The 17499-nt window shown below is 73.1% G+C and carries 17 protein-coding genes; 10 read left to right on the top strand and 7 right to left on the bottom strand.

The window, feature by feature from the left end:
* The first annotated feature begins 5 nt into the window (after positions 1-5).
* Both AB0M43_RS25825 and AB0M43_RS25820 read left to right on the top strand, forming a co-directional pair.
* Entirely contained in the window at positions 6-446 is a 441-nt protein-coding gene (locus tag AB0M43_RS25825) for a hypothetical protein (protein ID WP_363728339.1), read from the top strand.
* Between the two features lie 131 nt (positions 447-577).
* Positions 578-1024: a diadenosine tetraphosphate hydrolase gene (locus AB0M43_RS25820; protein ID WP_363728338.1), complete on the top strand. Its 447-nt coding sequence runs from the start codon at positions 578-580 to the stop codon at positions 1022-1024.
* A gap of 55 nt (positions 1025-1079) precedes the next feature.
* Here AB0M43_RS25820 and AB0M43_RS25815 read toward each other — a convergent pair whose 3' ends face one another.
* From AB0M43_RS25815 to AB0M43_RS25800, 4 genes are read right to left on the bottom strand one after another with little or no spacing between them, the layout of a single operon-like run.
* The gene (locus AB0M43_RS25815; RefSeq protein ID WP_363728337.1) at positions 1080-2198 is read right to left on the bottom strand and encodes a glycosyltransferase family 4 protein; all 1119 of its coding nucleotides are present in this window, start codon (positions 2196-2198) and stop codon (positions 1080-1082) included.
* Between the two features lie 55 nt (positions 2199-2253).
* The gene (locus AB0M43_RS25810; RefSeq protein WP_363728336.1) at positions 2254-3483 is read right to left on the bottom strand and encodes a M48 family metallopeptidase; all 1230 of its coding nucleotides are present in this window, start codon (positions 3481-3483) and stop codon (positions 2254-2256) included.
* Entirely contained in the window at positions 3480-4352 is an 873-nt protein-coding gene (locus AB0M43_RS25805; protein ID WP_363728335.1) for a hypothetical protein, read from the bottom strand. Before AB0M43_RS25805 ends, AB0M43_RS25810 begins: the two co-directional genes overlap by 4 nt.
* Complete coding sequence (locus tag AB0M43_RS25800; protein WP_363728334.1) at positions 4349-5683, bottom strand: NYN domain-containing protein; 1335 nt, start codon at positions 5681-5683, stop codon at positions 4349-4351. Before AB0M43_RS25800 ends, AB0M43_RS25805 begins: the two co-directional genes overlap by 4 nt.
* Before the next feature lie 150 nt (positions 5684-5833).
* On the opposite strand from AB0M43_RS25800, the gene AB0M43_RS25795 reads away from it, so the two are divergent.
* The 6 genes from AB0M43_RS25795 (at position 5834) to AB0M43_RS25770 (ending at position 12161) form a co-directional block, all read left to right on the top strand.
* A complete protein-coding gene (locus AB0M43_RS25795) occupies positions 5834-7246 on the top strand; it encodes a DEDD exonuclease domain-containing protein (protein WP_363728333.1) in 1413 nt (470 codons plus the stop codon).
* Positions 7247-7393: 147 nt separating this feature from the next.
* A complete protein-coding gene (locus tag AB0M43_RS25790) occupies positions 7394-9067 on the top strand; it encodes an HD domain-containing protein (protein ID WP_363728332.1) in 1674 nt (557 codons plus the stop codon).
* 79 nt (positions 9068-9146) lie between these two features.
* Positions 9147-9602 carry an NUDIX hydrolase gene (locus AB0M43_RS25785; protein ID WP_363728566.1) on the top strand — a complete coding sequence of 152 codons (456 nt, stop codon included), beginning with the start codon at positions 9147-9149 and terminating at the stop codon, positions 9600-9602.
* A complete protein-coding gene (locus AB0M43_RS25780; protein WP_363728331.1) occupies positions 9599-10216 on the top strand; it encodes an NTP transferase domain-containing protein in 618 nt (205 codons plus the stop codon). The genes AB0M43_RS25785 and AB0M43_RS25780 overlap by 4 nt, the downstream gene beginning before the upstream one ends.
* A gap of 240 nt (positions 10217-10456) precedes the next feature.
* Complete coding sequence (locus AB0M43_RS25775; protein WP_363728330.1) at positions 10457-10735, top strand: Lrp/AsnC family transcriptional regulator; 279 nt, start codon at positions 10457-10459, stop codon at positions 10733-10735.
* 601 nt (positions 10736-11336) lie between these two features.
* Positions 11337-12161 carry an alpha/beta fold hydrolase gene (locus AB0M43_RS25770; RefSeq protein WP_363728329.1) on the top strand — a complete coding sequence of 275 codons (825 nt, stop codon included), beginning with the start codon at positions 11337-11339 and terminating at the stop codon, positions 12159-12161.
* Positions 12162-12370: 209 nt separating this feature from the next.
* Here AB0M43_RS25770 and AB0M43_RS25765 read toward each other — a convergent pair whose 3' ends face one another.
* Genes AB0M43_RS25765 through AB0M43_RS25755 form a run of 3 tightly spaced genes read right to left on the bottom strand, consistent with a single transcriptional unit; the run spans position 12371 to position 14510 of the window.
* Positions 12371-12772 (bottom strand): RidA family protein, encoded by a 402-nt coding sequence (locus tag AB0M43_RS25765; protein ID WP_363728328.1) that lies wholly within the window; start codon positions 12770-12772, stop codon positions 12371-12373.
* Positions 12769-13515 (bottom strand): IclR family transcriptional regulator, encoded by a 747-nt coding sequence (locus AB0M43_RS25760; protein ID WP_363728327.1) that lies wholly within the window; start codon positions 13513-13515, stop codon positions 12769-12771. The genes AB0M43_RS25765 and AB0M43_RS25760 overlap by 4 nt, the downstream gene beginning before the upstream one ends.
* Positions 13512-14510 (bottom strand): sugar kinase, encoded by a 999-nt coding sequence (locus tag AB0M43_RS25755; RefSeq protein WP_363728326.1) that lies wholly within the window; start codon positions 14508-14510, stop codon positions 13512-13514. Before AB0M43_RS25755 ends, AB0M43_RS25760 begins: the two co-directional genes overlap by 4 nt.
* A 119-nt stretch (positions 14511-14629) precedes the next feature.
* Here AB0M43_RS25755 and AB0M43_RS25750 point away from each other — a divergent pair, with 119 nt between their 5' ends.
* Complete coding sequence (locus tag AB0M43_RS25750) at positions 14630-15892, top strand: amino acid deaminase (RefSeq protein ID WP_363728325.1); 1263 nt, start codon at positions 14630-14632, stop codon at positions 15890-15892.
* Complete coding sequence (locus AB0M43_RS25745) at positions 15892-17451, top strand: D-aminoacylase (RefSeq protein WP_363728324.1); 1560 nt, start codon at positions 15892-15894, stop codon at positions 17449-17451. The genes AB0M43_RS25750 and AB0M43_RS25745 overlap by 1 nt, the downstream gene beginning before the upstream one ends.
* Positions 17452-17499 lie beyond the last annotated feature (48 nt).

The raw sequence follows: 17499 nt of genomic DNA, 5'->3' as shown, positions 1-17499 counted from the left end.
GATCCGTGGAGGCCACGCCCCTCCTCGACATCGTCACGCGTCGCCCCTGGCCTGCCGTGCTCCGCGGCGAGCAGGGCCTGCGCCAACTCGGCCGCCAGCTGCGCGAACGCCACGCCCGCGCCCCGCGCGCGCCCCGGCCCGCCGGCTACCTGGACTGGGAACTGTCCGGCGCCCGGAGTCCGCTGATCGACCTCTGCCAGCTCACCTGGGCCATCGCGCCGATCTCCCTGCGACCGTTCAGCGAGTTCGGGTTCCGCGCCGAGCCCGACCGGTTGCGCAGGATCGAGGGCCTGTGCGAGGCGTACGGGGTGGATCCCGAGATCGTGCTGCTGGCCGCGCCGGAGTGCATGCGGACGGCGGCGCGCAGGCTCGAACGGCGCTCGGCGACCGGGGCGGCCGAACTACGCGAGACCATCGACTGGTACCTCGGATGGCTTAAAAGGTGACAAAAGAAATGCATCCATGGCGCCCGGCGCAGGAACTGGGTAACCTCCGACCGTTCGACCAATTTGGAGGAGCGATGGGCGACTGGCGGGAGGACCGCATCGGAGCGGCCCGACGCGGTGAGAATCCGACCGTGTTGGCGAGGATGCGCAGCGGCTTCGCCGTCATAGGCGACACCCAGTTCCTTCCGGGGTACTGCGTGCTGCTGTCGGACATCGACGACGCCGAGCACCTCTCGGACCTGCCCCTGGCGGAGCGGACCCAGTTCCTCACCGACATGGCACTGTTGGGCGAGGCGGTGTTCAACGCCTGCAACGGCGACGACCCGCACTTCCGCCGGATCAACTACGAGATCCTCGGCAACCAGGACCACTACCTGCACGCGCACGTCTTCCCGAGGTACGCGTGGGAGCCGCCGGAGATGCGCAGCGGGCCGGTGCGGCGCTACACCCGGGACCGGTGGACGCATCCGGAGTGGCAGCTGTGCAGCGACCACGACGGGCTGCGCAAGGCGATCACCCGGGAACTGGAGCGACTGATGGCCACGGCGTACACGCTGCCGGCCAACACGCTCTCCTAGCCGTTACGACGACCGGCCCGCTCCCCTTTTACCCGGGAGCGGGCCGATTCTCGTCTCAGGGGTGCAACAGGGCCTTCATGCGGTCCGCCTGGGCGTCCCAGTGCCACTCCTTCTCCACCCAGGCCCGGCCGGCCTTGCCGAGGCGGGCGGCCAGGTCCCGGTCCGTGAGCAGGTCCACGAGCCGGTCGACGAGGGCCGGGGAGTCGTGGTCGACCACGTAGCCGGTCTCCCCCTCCAGCACGGCGTCCGGCGAGCCGCCCGAGTTGCCGGCCACCACGGGCAGCCCGACGGCACTGGCCTCCAGGAACACGATGCCCAGGCCCTCCACGTCGAGGCCGGCGGCCCGGGTCCGGCACGGCATCGCGAACACGTCGCCGGCCGCGTAGTGCGCGGGCAGTTCCTCGTACGGGACGGAGCCGGTGAACACGACCGCGTCGGAGACGCCGACCTGGGCGGCGAGCTTGACGAGCCTCGACCGGTACGGGCCGCCGCTGACCAGGAGCAGCCGGGCGTCGGGTACCCGGCGGAGCACGGCCGGCAGCGCCCGGATCAGGGTGTCCTGGCCCTTGCGGGGCACCAGGCGGGACACGCACACGATGACGGGGCGGTCGCCGAGGCCGTGCCGGGCGCGGATCGCGGTGCCGTCCACGCCCGGGTGGAACATGTCGACCTGCACGCCGGGCGCGAGCCGTTCGAGGGTGGTGAGCTCGCCGAGGGCCGGCGCGAGGCGTACCCGTTGGAATTCCGTCAGGTAGGTCAGCACGTCGGTGTGCCGGGCGATCCGGCGCAGCAGCCCGCGGGCCCCGGGCAGCTTGGCCCAGCCGATCTCGTGGCCGTGGGTGAGGCCGATCGCGCGTTCGATCCCGGTGCGGCGGCGCAGGCCCTCGGCGAGCAGGCCCAGCGGGGCGGCGGCCCCGAACCACACCGCGTCGCAGCCGTGCGCGCGGGCGATCTCGGCGGCCCGGCGGGCGACGGCCCTGGTCGGCAGCATCATCCCGGTGTCCTCGCGGACCACCTCGAACGGTTGCTTCGCGTCGAACGCGGTCGACTCCGCGCCCCGCCAGGTGGACGAGTAGACGACCAGCGAGGGCTGGCGCACGGCGAGGGCGTGCACGAACGACTGGATGCCGCCGGGGCGGGGCGGGAAGTCGTTGGTGACGAGGAGCGTGGTCATGCCGGGGTCCCCCGGTGCGCGCGGGACCGCGTCGGCGACGGGCGTGGTGTGGTCATCAGGGCTTCTTCCAGGTGCGGGCCACGGCCATCCGCTGCACGGCGGACGGGTGGCTGGAGAACAGCAGGTATTCCGGCGCGGGTGGGTCCGGGTCACCCAGGTTGACCAGCGACAGCCGGCGCTGCATCGCCCCGAACGTGTCCGGGTCGCCGGTCAGGGCCAGGGCGTGCCGGTCGGCCCGGGCCTCGACCTGCCGGGACACCAGGTTCTGGACCGGGCCGGCGAGCAGGCCGACGATCCCCGCGACGGCGAACAGCAGCGCCAGGGCGCGCGGGTCGGTGACCGCGTCGACCCCGGCCCGGCGGAGCAGCCCGGTCCAGCCGCCGAGGAGGTAGAGCCCGACGACGCCGGCCGCCGCGCCCAACGCGCCGGTCACGGTACCCAACAGAACGTCGTTGTCCTTGGCGTGGCCCAGTTCGTGGGCGACGACGGCCGCGACCTCCTCCGGCGGGGCCTCCTTGAGCAGGGTGTCGTAGACGACGATCCGGCGGGTGGGGCCGAGCCCGGAGACGTAGGCGTTCACGGCGCGGGTCCGGCGCGAGGCGTCGGCGATCAGGACATCCTTGACGGGTACGCCGTCGCGGGCGGCGAGCTCCATCAGCGTCGACCGCAGCGGCCCCTCCGACAGGGGCACGAACTTGTTGAACACGGGCTCGACCAGCACGGGCAGCGCGAAGGACAGCAGCACGACGACGAGCGCCGCCCCGGCCGCGCCGAACGCCCACCACCAGCGGGGCGCGTACCGGACCAGGGTGTAGAACGCGCCGAGGGCCACGGCGGACAGCACGGCGCTGAGCAGGTACCCCTTCAGCACGTCCCCGCCCCACGAGCCCCAGTCCCGGGTGGACAGTCCGTACCGGCGGAGGATCGTCTCCTGCCAGGCCGCCACGGGCAGGGTCAGCAGCTGGGCCAGGGTCACCAGCAGCAGGCCGCCGAGCACGCCCCTGACCAGCCAGTGCGCCGGCAGCAACCCGATCAGCCGGGCGCCGAGCGGGGTCAGGCCGAGGACCACGGACAGCGCGAGGCCGAGCAGCAGGGCGCCGTAGCTGCCGGGGCGCAGCGCGGTGTGGAACTCCCGGGCCCGGGCCACCTTGTCGGCGGGCAACTCGCCGAGGGCCGCCAGCTGCTCGGACCTCGGCGGGGTGGGGGCCCAGGGCACGAGGAACACCAGGATCGCGGCGATCAGGACGGCCAGGCCGGCCAGTACCCACCACGCGGTGGTTCTCATCCGAGCCGCCTCTCCACGTACTCCCGCCAGTGCGCGACGAGGTGCGCCTCGCTCAGGCCCAGCTCCTCGCGGAGCACGGTGTCGATGGCCGCGCCCGCCGACATTCTCCGGTACACCTGTTTCAGGGTCGCCTCGCCGGCCCGTTCGACCATGAAGCGGCAGGCCAGCCACGCCTCCTGGTACGCCTGGGCCTGGCGGGGACCCGCGAAGTCCGACCGGGCCGGGAGCCGCGCGGGCAGCCGGCCGAGCCGCACCTCGTCGGCCAGCTCCTTGGCGACGCTGCGGTCCCGGGTGGCGGTGCCCCGGTGCGCCACGTACTCCGCGAGGCCCTCGGCCAGCCAGTACGGCGTGCGGTCGGACGTCGTACCCCGGACCGCCGCGTGCGTGATCTCGTGGGTGAGCACGATCTGCCGGCCGGCCGGGGACAGCCCGCCGAACACCTCCGGGTTGACGACCACCCGGCCGCCGGGGTCGGTGAGCGCGGCCACGTGCGCCAGGTCGCCGTCCTCGTCGATGAGGGCGCGCAGCTCGTCCGCGTCGGCCGGCACGATGATCGTGACGTGCCGGGGCCAGTCGGACCACACCTCGGTGACGACCTTCACGGCCGCGGTGGCGGGCCACAGGATCCGGCCCATCAGCCGCTCGCCGCCGGGGTGCCCGAGGACGAGGACGGTGTCGGAGCTGCGGTCGATCCACGGCAGGGGCGCGGGCCGGGTCCCGGAGTCGCCGACCAGGCGCTTGCGGATCGTCGCCGGGGCGAGCCCGGGCGGCCCGGCCAGCGACAACGCGACAAGCACGAGGACCGCCATCGCGACGGCGCGGCTGACCGGCCCGGCGGGGGCTCGGTCGATCGCGGGCCAGCGCGTCATTTCCGGTTGAGCCTCCGCAGCAGGGTCTCGGAACTCAGCGGGTACGCCCCGTGCCGGCGGACCCCGTCGGCGACCTCCCGGTCCGTGGAGACCACGACCACCGGGCGGCCCGAGGGCTCGGCCCGCACCAGGCGGCGGATCAGGTCGTCGGCCGTCTCGCCCTTCTTGCTGAACAGCACGCGGACCCCGCGCGGGGTGGGCGGCAGGCCGTGCATCCGCTCGGCTCCGTCGAACACGCAGGTCACCTCCGCCCCGGTCTGCGCGGCGATCCCGCCGAGGCCGGTCACCAGGCGGGTCCGTTGCTGCTCCAATGACAACTCACCGAAGCCGGTCTTGGTCACGTTGTACCCGTCGACGACCAGATGAACTCTCGGCAACGACAGGAGCTGGTCCAGCCGGGCCGGGTCGTTGGCCTCCAGGGCCCGGGCGCTGGACGCGAGCTTGTCGGGCAGGTCGGCGGCCACCTCGGCCACGAAGTCGGCGGGCAGCCGGGTGGTCGGTTCCAGGGACAGTTCGCGGCGCAGGCCCTGGGCGGCCTGGCTGATCGTCTCCAGCAGCAGCCAGGTCCGCGCGTCGCCGAGCGCCCGGGCGTCGCGGCCGGTGTGCCGGGCCGTCTCCAGCGCGCCCTCCAGGTCGGTCACCTTCGCGCGCATCCGGCGCAGTTCGGCGTCGTGGTCGGCCGCCGCCTTGGTCCAGCGGCCCTTCTCGGTACCCAGGAGCTCGGCGGCCTTCTTCTCCTTGCGCTCCGACTCCTGGACGGCGCGGGCCAGCCCCCGGGTCTCCTCGCGGAGCTGGCTGGCCTCGACGCGCAGCTTCGCCAGCTCGTCGCGGGCCCGGTCCAGCTCGACGCGGGTGGTGTTGCGCTCGTGTTCGGCGCGGTTGGCCCGGGCCTCGGCGGCGTGGATCCGTTCCTCGACGGCGGCGCTGTCGGCCTCGGCGCGCACGGCCTCGGCGGTGGCCTCGACCAGGTCCAGCCAGCCCTCGGGCCGGGTCAGGTACGCCAGCGCGGCCACCTCGACCGGGTCGGCCGCCGCCGGGCACGCGCCCTCGAGCAGCGCCTCGCCCAGTTCGCCGGCCTCTTCCAGCACCTTCTTGCCGATCCGCTGCCGGAACAGCGGGTCGGCGGCGACGTGCGCGGCGAGCAGCGGACCGCCCAGCCGTGCCCTACGATTCGGGGCGAATCTGGCGATCTTCTTGAGTGCCGCAGGAACCTCATCGAACGGCAAACCCGACAAAGCTCCGGCGACCAGCGCGATGACCCGCTGCCGGACCGGCTCCGGGAGCTGCGGCTCGGCGTCGGGAATGTCCGGGGTGTACTCCTCGCCCGTCATGACGCCACGGCACCGCACGACGGGCGGCCGGCGGGGCCGTACGGCGCGGTCGGGTTCGCGGCGGGGCGGTACATCCCAGTAGTGTCTCACCGCCCACGTCCGCGCGGCCACGTGACGGGCGGTGTCGGACCCCACGGGTACGGTGTCCCGGTGCTGCAGACCACCATCGACGACCTCGGCGAGCCGCTGCGGGATGTCACCTTCGTCGTCGTGGACCTGGAGACCACCGGCGGTTCGCCGCAGGGCTCGGAGATCACCGAGATCGGCGCGGTCAAGGTGCGGGGCGGCGAGGTGCTCGGGGAGTTCTCCACGCTGGTCAACCCGGGCGGCCCGATCCCGCCGTACATCTCGGTGCTGACCGGGATCACCGACGCGATGGTGATCGAGGCGCCGCCGATCGCGGAGGTGCTGCCGCAGTTCCTCGCGTGGGCCGAGGGCGCGGTGCTCGTGGCGCACAACGCGCCGTTCGACATCGGCTTCCTCAAGGCGGCGTGCGCCCGCACCGGCCGGACCTGGCCGAACGCGCGCACCCTGGACACCGTCCCCCTGGCCCGCAGGACGCTGAGCCGCGACGAGGTGCCCAACTGCAAGCTCGGCACCCTGGCCGCGTTCTTCCGCGCCGACACCGAGCCGATCCACCGGGCCCTCGACGACGCCCGCGCGACGGTCGACGTGCTGCACGGCCTGCTCGGGCGGCTCAAGCACGTCGACACGTTCGACGAGCTGACGGCCTACATGAAGACCACGGACCCGGAGCGCCGGCTCAAGCGGCACCTGGCCCGGGGCATCCCCAGCGCGCCCGGGGTCTACATCTTCCGCGACGCCGAGGACCTCCCGCTGTACGTCGGGACGAGCTCGGATCTCGCCACTCGGGTGAACAGCTACTTCACCGCCTCGGAGAACCGCGCGAGAATGACCTCGATGATCAGGCTGGCCGAGCGGATCGAGGCCGTGGAGTGCGCGCACGCCCTGGAGGCGGAGGTCCGCGAGTTGCGCATGATCGTGGCGCACCAGCCCCCGTACAACAAGAGGTCGAAGTACCCGCGCCGGCCGCCCCGTCCGCTGAAGGACCTCGACAGCAGCGTCAAGCGGCACCTGGGCCGGATCGACCGGCTCGCCACCTCCCAGCGGTACGAGGAGGCGGCCGTCGAGCGGACCAAACTCGCCCGGCTGCTGCGGGGCGCGATCCGGGTGGCCCGGCTGGGCTCGCTCGCCGCCGTCCCCGAGTTGGTCGCGGCCCGGCCGACGACGGCGGGCGGCTGGGAGATCAGTGTGATCCGGCACGGCCGGCTGGCCGCCGCGGGCGCGTCGCCGCCCCGCCAGCACCCGCGGCCGACCCTCGATCTTCTGCTCGCGACCGCCGAGACGGTGCTCGGACCGACCGAGGCCTTGGAAGAGACCGATCTGTTACACACGTGGTTGGAGAAGCCCGAAACCCGCTTGGTGTCCAGTACAGCGGGGTGGTCGACCCCCACGGACGGGGCCCTGCGGTGGACCGATCTACTCGCCAGGGCGGAAATACATACCAACAAGTGGTCGACCACGGAGCGTTTGGATCGTTAGGATCTGTATTAGGTCCCATTCCGACTGTCGGGGAGGGGGTGTCGAGTGGCGCTTGACGCCAGCATGCCGCATCTACCCGCACAGTGGCTCCGTTCGGTTCTGCCCTGGGGAAACAGCAACAACGATCCGGTCTCACCGGTCGACCCCGTGGTCCAGTCCCATCGGAAGCTGCACCCGCGGGCGGATCCGGCTGTCATCCGCCGGGCGTACGAGGTAGCCGAGCGCGCGCACAAGGGCCAGATGCGCAAGAGCGGTGAGGAGTACATCACCCACCCGCTCGCGGTCGCGCAACTGCTCGCCGACCTCGGCATGGACACGATCACACTGGTCGCCGCGCTCCTGCACGACACGGTCGAGGACACGAACTACACCCTCGAAGCCCTCAACACCGACTTCGGCACCGAGGTGTCCTACCTGGTCGACGGGGTCACGAAGTTCGACAAGGCGTTCTACGGGGCGGCGGCCGAGGCCGAGACGTACCGGAAGATGATGCTGTCGGCGGGCCGCGACATCCGGGTCCTGATCATCAAGCTGGCCGACCGGGTGCACAACATGCGAACCCTCGGGGCCCGGGGCTCGGCCTCCAAGACCCGGATCGCCAAGGCCACCAGCGAGGTGCTGATCCCGCTCGCCGACCGGCTCGGCATCCAACGGATCAAACGAGAGCTGGAGGACATCGTCTTCTTCCATCTCGATCCGTCCGGCTGGGCCCAGGTCGACCAGTACTTCCGCGCCCAGCCGGACCGAACCCCGTACCTCTCGGCCGTCGCCGGCGAGATCCTGAGCGAGCTGCGCACCGTCAAGGTGCACGCCGACATCGCCGAACGGCAGCGCCACCACTGGTCCATCCACAGTGACAAGGTGAAGCGCGGCCAGATCTACGACCCGCCCCGCCTGGCGATCATCGTCAGCGGCCCGGACACCGACTGTTACGCCGCCCTCGGCGCGGTGCACGGACTGTGGCGGCCCCTCCCGGGCCGCTTCAAGGATTTCATCGCCAGTCCGAAGTTCAACCTCTACCAGTCGCTGCACACCACGGTCCTCGGCCCGGGCGACCAGCCGGTGGAGCTGCTGATCCGGACCCGCGACATGCACGAGACGGCGGAGTACGGCATCGTGGCCCAGTTCCGGGTCGCCGACGGCAACGCCAACCCCGAACGCAGCAACCCCGACCAGTTGCAGTGGCTGCACCGGCTGCTCGACTGGCAGCGCGACGCGGTGGACGCCGCGGACTTCCTCAACGCCCTGCACTGCGACCTCTCCGAGGACCAGATCCAGGTGTTCACCACGGGCGGCGCGCAGGTGGCCCTGCCGGCCGAGGCGACACCGGTGGACCTGGCGTACACGCTGGGCGACGGCGACCGGATGATCGGGGCGTACATCAACGGCCGGCTGTCGCCGCTGTCCGCCCCGCTGTCCGACGGGGACCGGGTCGAGATCATCCACGCGACGATCGGGGACGAGCCGGTCCGGCCGTCCGCCGACTGGCTGGAGTTCATCCGCAGCCCGCACGCGCGGATCCAGGTGACCCAGTGGCTCGCCGAGCACGGGTACGGCGAGGACATCGCCCAGACCGCCGCCCCGGTGTCGCTCGGCAACAAGCTCCGGCTCGGCCGGTCCGCGATCGGCCTGGCGCTGCGGCAGCACAACCGGGCGCTGGCCAGCGACCACCCGCTGCGTGACCTGGCCCGGAGCCTCGGCTACCCGGACCTGGACGCGCTGCTGATCGCCGTCGCGGAACGCAAGCTCGTCGCGGCCGAGATCGTGCAGAAGCTGATCCGCGCGGTGGACCAACCGGACGCGGCTACGCTGGCCGGATGACCGACACCCTCCAGGCCGGCACCCGGGCGGGCGCGTGAGTGTCCGACAGCTCGCCTACCGGACGTTCTACCGGCTCCCCATGAAAGTCCGGCACCGCCTCGTGCGGGTGCTGTCCCCGACGTACATCATCGGCGCCGTGACGCTCGTGCTCAGCCCCGACGAACGCCAGATCCTGCTGCTCCGCCAGCCACCCGGCCGGGCCTGGTCGCTGCCGGCCGGCCTGCTCAACCGCCGGGAGAAGCCGGTCGTCGGCGCGGCCCGCGAGGTGCGCGAGGAGACCGGGCTGCCGGTCCAGCCCGAGCAGCTGACCCCGATGAACCCGAACGCGGTCGTGCACTACCTCGGCGGCTGGGTCGACATGGTTTTCACCACCCGGGTCGCCACGGACGTGCCGCTGGAGATCGACCCGGCGGAGGTGATCGAGGCGCGGTGGTTCGACGTGGACGCGATGCCGAAGCTCACGAGGGCGACGGCCGGGCTGATCGGGCGGTACGGGTACGGCCCGCAGGCGGGCGATCGGGCGGACGCGCCGTGAACGCCGGGATCTGCGCCCTGATCCTCGCGGCCGGCGAGGGCACCCGGATGCGCCCGCTCACCCTGACCACGCCCAAACCGCTGCTCCCCGTCGGCGGCGCCCCGCTGCTGGACCGGGCGTTCGCGCTGGTCGACGGCCTGGACACCGCCGTGAACGCGTTCCACCTGTCCGACCAGATCGTCGCGCACGTCGGCAACCGGGCGCACGTCGAGGTCGAGAAGGAACTCCTCGGCAGCTCGGGGTCCGTCGGCAACCTGCGGGGCTGGATCGCCGGCCGGGCGGTGCTGGTGCTCAACGGGGACGCGTACCTGCACGGCGGGGACCTGTCCGTGCTCCTCGACGGGTGGGACGGCGACAAGGTGCGGATGCTGGGCGTGCCGGCCGGGGACGAGCCGTTCGCGTTCGGGGCACACGTGTTCGCCGGGGCTTCGCTGCTGCCGTGGCGGGTCGTCGCCGACCTGGAGCCGGTGCTGTCGCACCTGGTGCTCACGGCGTGGCGGCCGGCCGAGCGGGCCGGGCTGCTGGAGGTCCGGGAGTTCGGCGGCACCTACGTCGACTGCGGCACACCGGCCGACTACACCCGGGCGAACGCGCTGGCCGCCGGGCGCGGGTAGGTCGGGGCGCGCCGGGCGGCGCGTAGGCCGGGGCTCGGCGGGCACGGGCAGGCCGGAGCCCAGCGGGCACGGGTGGGCCTGGGCACGGGTGGCACGCGCGGCGCCGGGGCCGACCACGTGCCGCGTCCTGGCCGGACGACCGCGTATCCGGGCATCTGACCGCCCACTCCGGCGGCTGGTCGCCCGCCCGCCGGCGGCCCCGGTTAGCATGAACGCACCTACCGACCCCGGGAGTTCACGGTGATCACCGCCATCGTCCTCATCGACTGCGCCGCCGACTCGATCCCGGAGGTGGCCGACACGTGCGCCAACCTCCCCGGCGTCAGCGAGGTCTATTCCGTCGCCGGCCACGTGGACCTGATCGCCATGGTCCGGGTCCGCGAGTTCGAGCAGATCGCCGAGGTCATCGCCGGCAGCATCTCGAAGGTGCCCGGCGTGATCAAGACGGAGACGCACATCGCGTTCCGCGCGTACTCGAAGCACGACCTCGAGGAGACCTTCTCCATCGGCCTGGAGTAGAAAACCCCAGATCAACAGCATTCGAGGGTTACGCCGCGTCTCTGGGCCGGCGCGCATCGGCACTTCGGAGCTCGCGGCCCTGGGGTGTGGCCGGCATGCGCCAGCCCGTCAGGGGGTGCGTTCTCCTGGGGTGGGCGGTCACGCACCGGGCTGTTCGGGGCTGTGGCCGCCTAGGGTGCGGGGTGTGCGCCAGCCCGGCAGGGGGTTCCTTTCCCTGGGTGGGCTGGTAGGTGACCGGCCTGTTCCGGGCTGTGGTTCACGGAGGCTCGCCGGCATGCGCCAGCCCGGTAGGAGGCTCGGCCCCCGGGGTGGGCTGCCTTGCAGCGGGCTGTTCGTGGCCGTCGAGGGCGCGGGGTGGGCGCCAGCCCGGCAGGGGGTGCCTTTCCCTGGGTGGGCTGGTAGGTGACCGGGCTGTTCTGGGCTGCGGTTCCCGGGGGCTCGCCGGCACTCGCCAGCCCGTCAGGGGTGCCTTGCGCCTAGGGGCGCTTTCTTGGATCGGGGCTTTCGGGAACGGGGTTCTGGTGGCGCGCCGACATGGCACGGGGTACGGGGGCTGACAATGGTCCTCGCACCGTTACCTACTCGCGAGTAGGATAGCCGGGTGACGTTCGAGCAGATCCATCTCGACCATGACGGGCAGCGCCTCGGGGTGCACGTCTACCCCGACGCCGCGCCCGACTCCCCCGTCGTCGTGTTCCTGCCCGCGATGGGCGTGCCCGCCGGCTACTACCGCCCGTGGGCCGCCGCCCTCGCCCGGCACGGCCTGACCGTGATCATCCCGGACCTGCGCGGCACGGGCAGCAGCCGGCCGCGCCCGGTGCGGGCCAGCCGGCACGGCCTCGCCGAGCTGGTCGGGGACGTGCAGACCGTGTTCGACGCGATCGCCGACCGCACGGCCGGTCGCAAGGTGCTCCTCGCCGGGCACTCCCTCGGCGGGCAGCTCGCGTCCCTGCACCTGTCCCGGGTCGGTACCGCCGGGGTGGACGGCCTGCTGCTGCTCGCCACGGGCCTGCCGTACTACCGGGTCTACAAGCAGCGCCGGCTCGGCGTCCTCGCGTTCAGCCACACCATCTACGCGGGGGCCAGCCTGATCGGGTACTGGCCCGGTTGGGGCTTCGCCGGCCGGCAGTCCCGGGGCGTGATCCGGGACTGGGCGTACACGTCGCGGCACGGGCGGTTCCCGGCCCTGGGCGGGGTGGACGCCGAGAAGGCGCTGGGGACCGTGGACCTGCCGGTGCTCGCGGTGAGCGTCGCCGGGGACCACTTCACGCCCTCGTCGACGCTGGAGCACCTGGTCGGGAAGCTGTCCGGGGCCCAGGTGACCCGCACGCACTACCGGGCCCCCGAGCGGGTGGACCACTTCACCTGGGTACGGGCGGCGGACCCGCTCGCGGCACAGGTGGCCCGGTTCGTGGCGGACCTGTAACCCCCGACGAAGGCACCCACACAACGGGCAGCGGCGGCCCTCCCCCAGGGAACAGCCCACCCTCACGGGCTGGCGCGCGGCGACCCACCCCCGGGAACCGCACACCCCGACGGACCACCACCCGCCCCGCACCCCCGGGGGGCCGCGCCGTCAGAAGTGCCGATGCGCGCCCGCCCGGAAACGCGGCGTAACCATCACATGATCTTGATCTAGAGCACCGCCATCGCGTCGATCTCCACGAGCATCGCCTCGTGCGGCAACTCCACGAAGATCGTCGTGCGGCACGGCAGCACCCCGCTGGGCACGTGCTCCTTGATGAACGCGCCGTAGACCTCGTTCATGGCGGCGAAGTCCGACCGGGTGGTGAGGTAGACCCGGAGCGACACGACGTCCTCCATGGTCGCGCCGCCGGCCTCGACCACGGCCCGGACGTTCTCCAGGGTGCGCAGGGTCTGGGCCTTCACGTCGCCGGGGTGCAGGTACTCGCTCGTGGCCGGGTCCTGGGGGCCCTGGCCGGAGACCTGCAGGATCGGGCCCTTGCGGATGCCCTGGGAGAACACCCAGGCGGGCGCGGGGGCCCCGTCGGTGAGTACGGCGGTCTTGGTGGTCATGGCGCGCTCCATCCACAGTCGATCGATATCGCCCGGGTGGCCCCGAGCAGTTCCGGTACCAGTGCGAGGACCCGCTCGTAGTCGAGGACGAAGTCCGGCACGGAGATCGAGACGGCGGCCGTCACCTTGCCGTCGGGGCCCCGGACGGGGGCGGCCACGCAGTTCATGAAGGCCTCGTGTTCGCCGTGGTCGACGGCGTAGCCCCGGTCGGCGACGGCGGTCAACTCGGCCAACAGCTCGGCGGGGCCGGTCAGGGTGCGGGGCGTGTGCGGGGTGTAGGTGATGGCGCGCGCGATCCGGCGGCGTTCCGGCTCGTCCAGGTCGGCGAGCAGCACCTTCGCGACGGCGGCGGTGTGCGGGCTGGCGGGGAGGCCGATCCGGGAGTACATCCGGACGGTGTGGGCGGCGTCGCGTTTGTCCCAGTAGACGACGTGGCCGTCCTCGTAGCCGGCGAGGTGCACGGTCTGGCCGGTGGCGGCGGCGAGCGCGGTGAGGTGCGGGCCGGCGGCGGTGCGGACCTGGCGCTGGTCGAGGGCCGTGGTGGCGAGGGCGAAGAACTGGGAGCCCAGGTGGTACCGGAAGGAGGGGTCGCGGTAGACGAACCGGTCCTCCTCCAGGGTGCGCAGGAGGCGCAGGGCGGTGCTCTTGTGCACGTCGAGGACGCGGGCGGCGTCGTCGAGGGAGCAGGGCTGTCTGCCGAGTTCGACCAGGAGGCGGAGGGCGCGGGAGAGGCTCTGGCTCATGCGGGGGCCGTCGCGGCCGTGATCCGGGCGGCGGCCCACTCCGCCGGGCTCGCGTCGAGCAGGTGGTCGAGCCCCAGCGGCGCCCCGTGGTCCCCCGTCACCACCAGGGTCGCGGCGGCCGACAGGTGCCCCATCCGCAGCCGGCGCGGCTCGTCGAGGCCCCGGAGCACGCCCGTCAGGTACCCCGCGGCGAACGCGTCGCCCGCACCCACGGCTTCCACCACCTGGACCGCGAGGGCCGGTTCGGTCACGCAGCCGCCGTCGCGGTCGACCGTGGTGGCCCGCAGCGCCCCGTCCTTGATGACCAGGGCGCGGGGCGAGGGCAGGAGTTCGCGCAGCTTGTCGGGGGTGTTCACCCCGAACGCGGACAGGGCCTCGTCGGCGCCGAGGAGCACGATGTCGGCCGCGTCGAGCAGGGGGCGCAGGACGGCCGGGTCGTAGTCCCGCCAGAGGGCCGGCCGCCAGTTCAGGTCAAAACTCACCACCTGACCGGCCCGACGCCCGATCATGAGATGGTGCAGCAACGCCAGGCAGCTGTCGGAGAGCGCCGCCGTGATGCCCGACAGGTGCAGCACGTCCGCCTCGGCCAGCAGTGCGGCCACGGCCGGGCGTTCGACGAACTCCGGGCCCATCGCCGAGGCGGCCGAACCGGCCCGGTAGTAGTGCAGCCGGCTGCTGCCCACGGGCAGGTCGTGCGGGAGGCCGGCGCCGATCTCCTTGACGTAGAGGCCGGTGGGGCGGTCGGGGTCGGTCTCGACGGCGGTGACGTCCACGCCGTCGGCGCGCAGGGCCTCGACCAGGTGCCGGCCGAAGCCGTCGTCGCCGACCCGGCTGAGCCAGGCCGTGCGGTTGCCGAGCGCGGCGAGGCCCCGGGCGACGTTGGACTCCGCGCCGCCGATGCCGCGCCGGAAGGTGTCGACCTCGTCGAGCGGGCCGGGGGTGGCGGGAACCAGGACCGCCATCGACTCGCCCAGGCAGACGGCCAGCTTTGTCATCGGACCCCTTTGTCTTGCCCACCTGGTCACGGTGATGCTACAACGACTCTAGCGCGGGTCGCAACGAACGTTGCATCCTGCGCAACAAAGCAGTTCAGAGGGGTACGATGCGGCCGGGCATGGCAGCGCGACGCGGTGGGTATGTGGCCACGGGGCAGACGGAGGTGGTGGCGGTGATCGACGGCCCAGCGGTGGACAGGCTGCGCGACGAGCGGCTCGACTGGCGGTTCAAGGCCGTGCCCGCCGACGCGTGGGGCGCGACCGTCGGGGAGTACCTGGCGACGAAGCCCGCCCGGGGCGACCTGGGCACCCCGCTGCTGACCCTCGACGCCGACGCGCTCGACCACAACGTGTCCACCATGGCGGACTGGTGCGCCCGGTCCGGCCTGGCGCACGCCCCGCACGGCAAGACCACGATGGCCCCGGCGCTGTGGCGGAAGCAGCTCGACGCCGGAGCGTGGGGCATCACGCTCGCCAACGCGGCCCAGGTCCGGGTCGGCCGCGCGTTCGGGGTCCGGCGGATCATGCTGGCCAACGCCCTGGTCGACCCGGGGGCGCTGCGCTGGCTCGGGGCACAGCTGGACGCCGACCCTGGGTTCGAGTTCGTGTCGTGGGTGGACTCCACCCGCACCGTGGACCTGATGACGGAGGCCCTGCGCGGCGTCGGCCGGCCCGTGGACGTGTGCGTCGAGCTCGGCGCCCCCGGCGGCCGGACCGGGTGCCGCGACGACGACGAGGCGGTGGCCGTCGCGCGGGCCGTCCGGCAGAGCCCGGCGCTCCGCCTGGTCGGGGCCGCCGGGTACGAGGGCGCCCTCGCCCACGACACCTCCCCCGAGGGCCTGGCCGCCGTGGACACCTACCTCAAGCGCCTCGGCCGGTTCGCGGGCGCGATCGACGCGGGCCTGGTGAGCGCCGGCGGCAGCGCGTACTTCGACCAGGTCGGCGACATCCTCGGCCCCCTGGTCGCCACGGGCGCGACGGTCCTGCTGCGCTCCGGGGCGTACATCACGCACGACGACCTCTTCCTCCAGGGCGTCTCCCCGCTGACGAGGCGCGGCGGCGCGGCGTTCCGGCCGGCGGCCCGGGGCTGGGCCCGGGTGGTGTCGCGGCCCGAGCCCGGGCTGGCGCTCCTCGACGGCGGCAAGCGCGACTTCCCGTACGACGAGGGGCTGCCCGTGCCGCTGGACCTGCCCGGCGCGCACGTGTCCGCGCTCAACGACCAGCACTCCTTCCTCCGGCTGCCCGCCGGGGCGGCCCTCGCGGTCGGCGACGTGGTCCGCCTGGGTCTGTCGCACCCGTGCACGATGTTCGACAAGTGGACGCTGATCCCGGTGCTCGACGCCGAGGACACCGTCGTCGACCTGGTCCGGACGTACTTCTGATGGTGGTCTTCCGCGACGCCACGGTCATCGACGGGACGGGCGCGCCCGGCTACCGGGCCGACGTGCGGGTCACCAGCGGCCTGATCACCCAGATCGGCGCGATCGGCGGGGACGGGATCGACGCGTCCGGCCTGGTGCTCGCGCCCGGGTTCATCGACATGCACGCGCACTCCGACCTGCGGCTGCTGCTGGAACCCAGCCACGTGGCGAAGATCAGCCAGGGCGTGACGTGCGAGGTGCTGGGCCAGGACGGGCTGTCGTACGCGCCGGTGGACGACGTCACGCTCCCCCAGCTCCGGCAGCAGATCGCCGGCTGGAACGGGGACCCGGACGGCTTCGACTGGTCGTGGCGGAGCGTCGGGGAGTACCTGGACCGGCTGGACGAGGGCATCGCCGTCAACGCGTGCTACCTGGTGCCGCACGGCTCGGTGCGGGCCCTCGTCACGGGCTGGGAGAACCGGCCGCCCACGACGTCCGAGCTGGACCGGATGCGCGCCATCCTCGCCCGGGGCCTGGAGGAGGGCGCGGTGGGCATGTCCAGCGGGCTGACGTACGTGCCGGGGATGTACGCCGACACCGCCGAGCTGGTCGCGCTGTGCCAGGTGGTGGCCTCGTACCACGGGTTCCACGCCCCGCACCAGCGCTCCTACGGCAAGGGTGCCCTGGAGGGCTACGCGGAGATGATCGAGATCTCCCGGCAGTCCGGCTGCGCCCTGCACCTCGCGCACGCCACGATGAACTTCGGCGTGAACCAGGGCCGGGCCGGCGAACTCCTCGACCTGATCGACCGGGCCGGGGTCGACGTCACCCTCGACACGTACCCCTACCTGCCCGGCTCGACCACGCTCGCCGCGCTGCTGCCGAGCTGGGCGGCGGAGGGCGGCCCCGCGGCGACCCTGGACCGGCTGGCGGACCCGGGGGTGCGCGACCGGATCCGGCACGCGATGGAGGTCGAGGGTTCCGACGGCTGCCACGGGGTGGTCACCGACTGGGAGACGATCCAGATCGCCGGGGTCCGCGACCCGGAACTCGCGCACCTGGTCGGCACCCGGGTGCCCGACACCGACGCGTTCCTCGACCTGCTGGTCCGCGACCGGCTCGGCACCACGATCCTGCAGCACGTCGGGCACGAGGAGAACGTCCGGGCGATCATGCGGCACCCCGCGCACACGGTGGGCTCCGACGGCCTGCTGGTCGGCGACCGGCCGCACCCGCGCGCCTGGGGCACCTTCCCCCGCTACCTGGGCCACTACGTGCGCGAGCTGGGCGTGCTGTCCCTGGAGGAGTGCGTGGCGCACATGACCGGGCGGCCCGCGCGCCGGCTGCGGCTGACCCAGCGGGGGCAGATCCACGTCGGGTACCACGCCGATCTGGTGGTCTTCGATCCCGCGAAGATCACCGACACGGCCACCTTCGACGAGCCCCGGCGGGCGGCGAAGGGCATCGCGCACGTGTACGTCAACGGCGTCGCCGTGCTCGCCGACGGCCGGCCGACCGGGGCGCTACCGGGCCGGGCGCTGCGCCGGGGCGACCGGGGCACCGAGAGCACCACCTCCTGACCAGCACCGCGCACGCCCTGGCCGGTGCTCCTGTCGGCCAGGTGTCCC

Origin of the sequence: Longispora sp. NPDC051575, from assembly GCF_040681875.1 — a bacterium.
Taxonomy (GTDB): domain Bacteria; phylum Actinomycetota; class Actinomycetes; order Mycobacteriales; family Micromonosporaceae; genus Longispora.
The sequence above is the reverse complement of the archived record's forward strand: the minus strand, read 5'-3'. Positions and strand labels throughout refer to the sequence as shown.

What these genes read in the sequence shown, in the direction of transcription:
- AB0M43_RS25810 (WP_363728336.1), bottom strand. Translation starts at nt 3,483, where the DNA reads ATGAGAACCACCGCGTGGTGGGTACTGGCCGGCCTGGCCGTCCTGATC.
- AB0M43_RS25815 (WP_363728337.1), bottom strand. Translation starts at nt 2,198, where the DNA reads ATGACCACGCTCCTCGTCACCAACGACTTCCCGCCCCGCCCCGGCGGC.
- AB0M43_RS25745 (WP_363728324.1), top strand. Translation starts at nt 15,892, where the DNA reads ATGGTGGTCTTCCGCGACGCCACGGTCATCGACGGGACGGGCGCGCCC.
- AB0M43_RS25765 (WP_363728328.1), bottom strand. Translation starts at nt 12,772, where the DNA reads ATGACCACCAAGACCGCCGTACTCACCGACGGGGCCCCCGCGCCCGCC.
- AB0M43_RS25755 (WP_363728326.1), bottom strand. Translation starts at nt 14,510, where the DNA reads ATGACAAAGCTGGCCGTCTGCCTGGGCGAGTCGATGGCGGTCCTGGTT.
- AB0M43_RS25805 (WP_363728335.1), bottom strand. Translation starts at nt 4,352, where the DNA reads ATGACGCGCTGGCCCGCGATCGACCGAGCCCCCGCCGGGCCGGTCAGC.
- AB0M43_RS25760 (WP_363728327.1), bottom strand. Translation starts at nt 13,515, where the DNA reads ATGAGCCAGAGCCTCTCCCGCGCCCTCCGCCTCCTGGTCGAACTCGGC.
- AB0M43_RS25750 (WP_363728325.1), top strand. Translation starts at nt 14,630, where the DNA reads ATGGCAGCGCGACGCGGTGGGTATGTGGCCACGGGGCAGACGGAGGTG.
- AB0M43_RS25785 (WP_363728566.1), top strand. Translation starts at nt 9,147, where the DNA reads ATGAAAGTCCGGCACCGCCTCGTGCGGGTGCTGTCCCCGACGTACATC.
- AB0M43_RS25800 (WP_363728334.1), bottom strand. Translation starts at nt 5,683, where the DNA reads ATGACGGGCGAGGAGTACACCCCGGACATTCCCGACGCCGAGCCGCAG.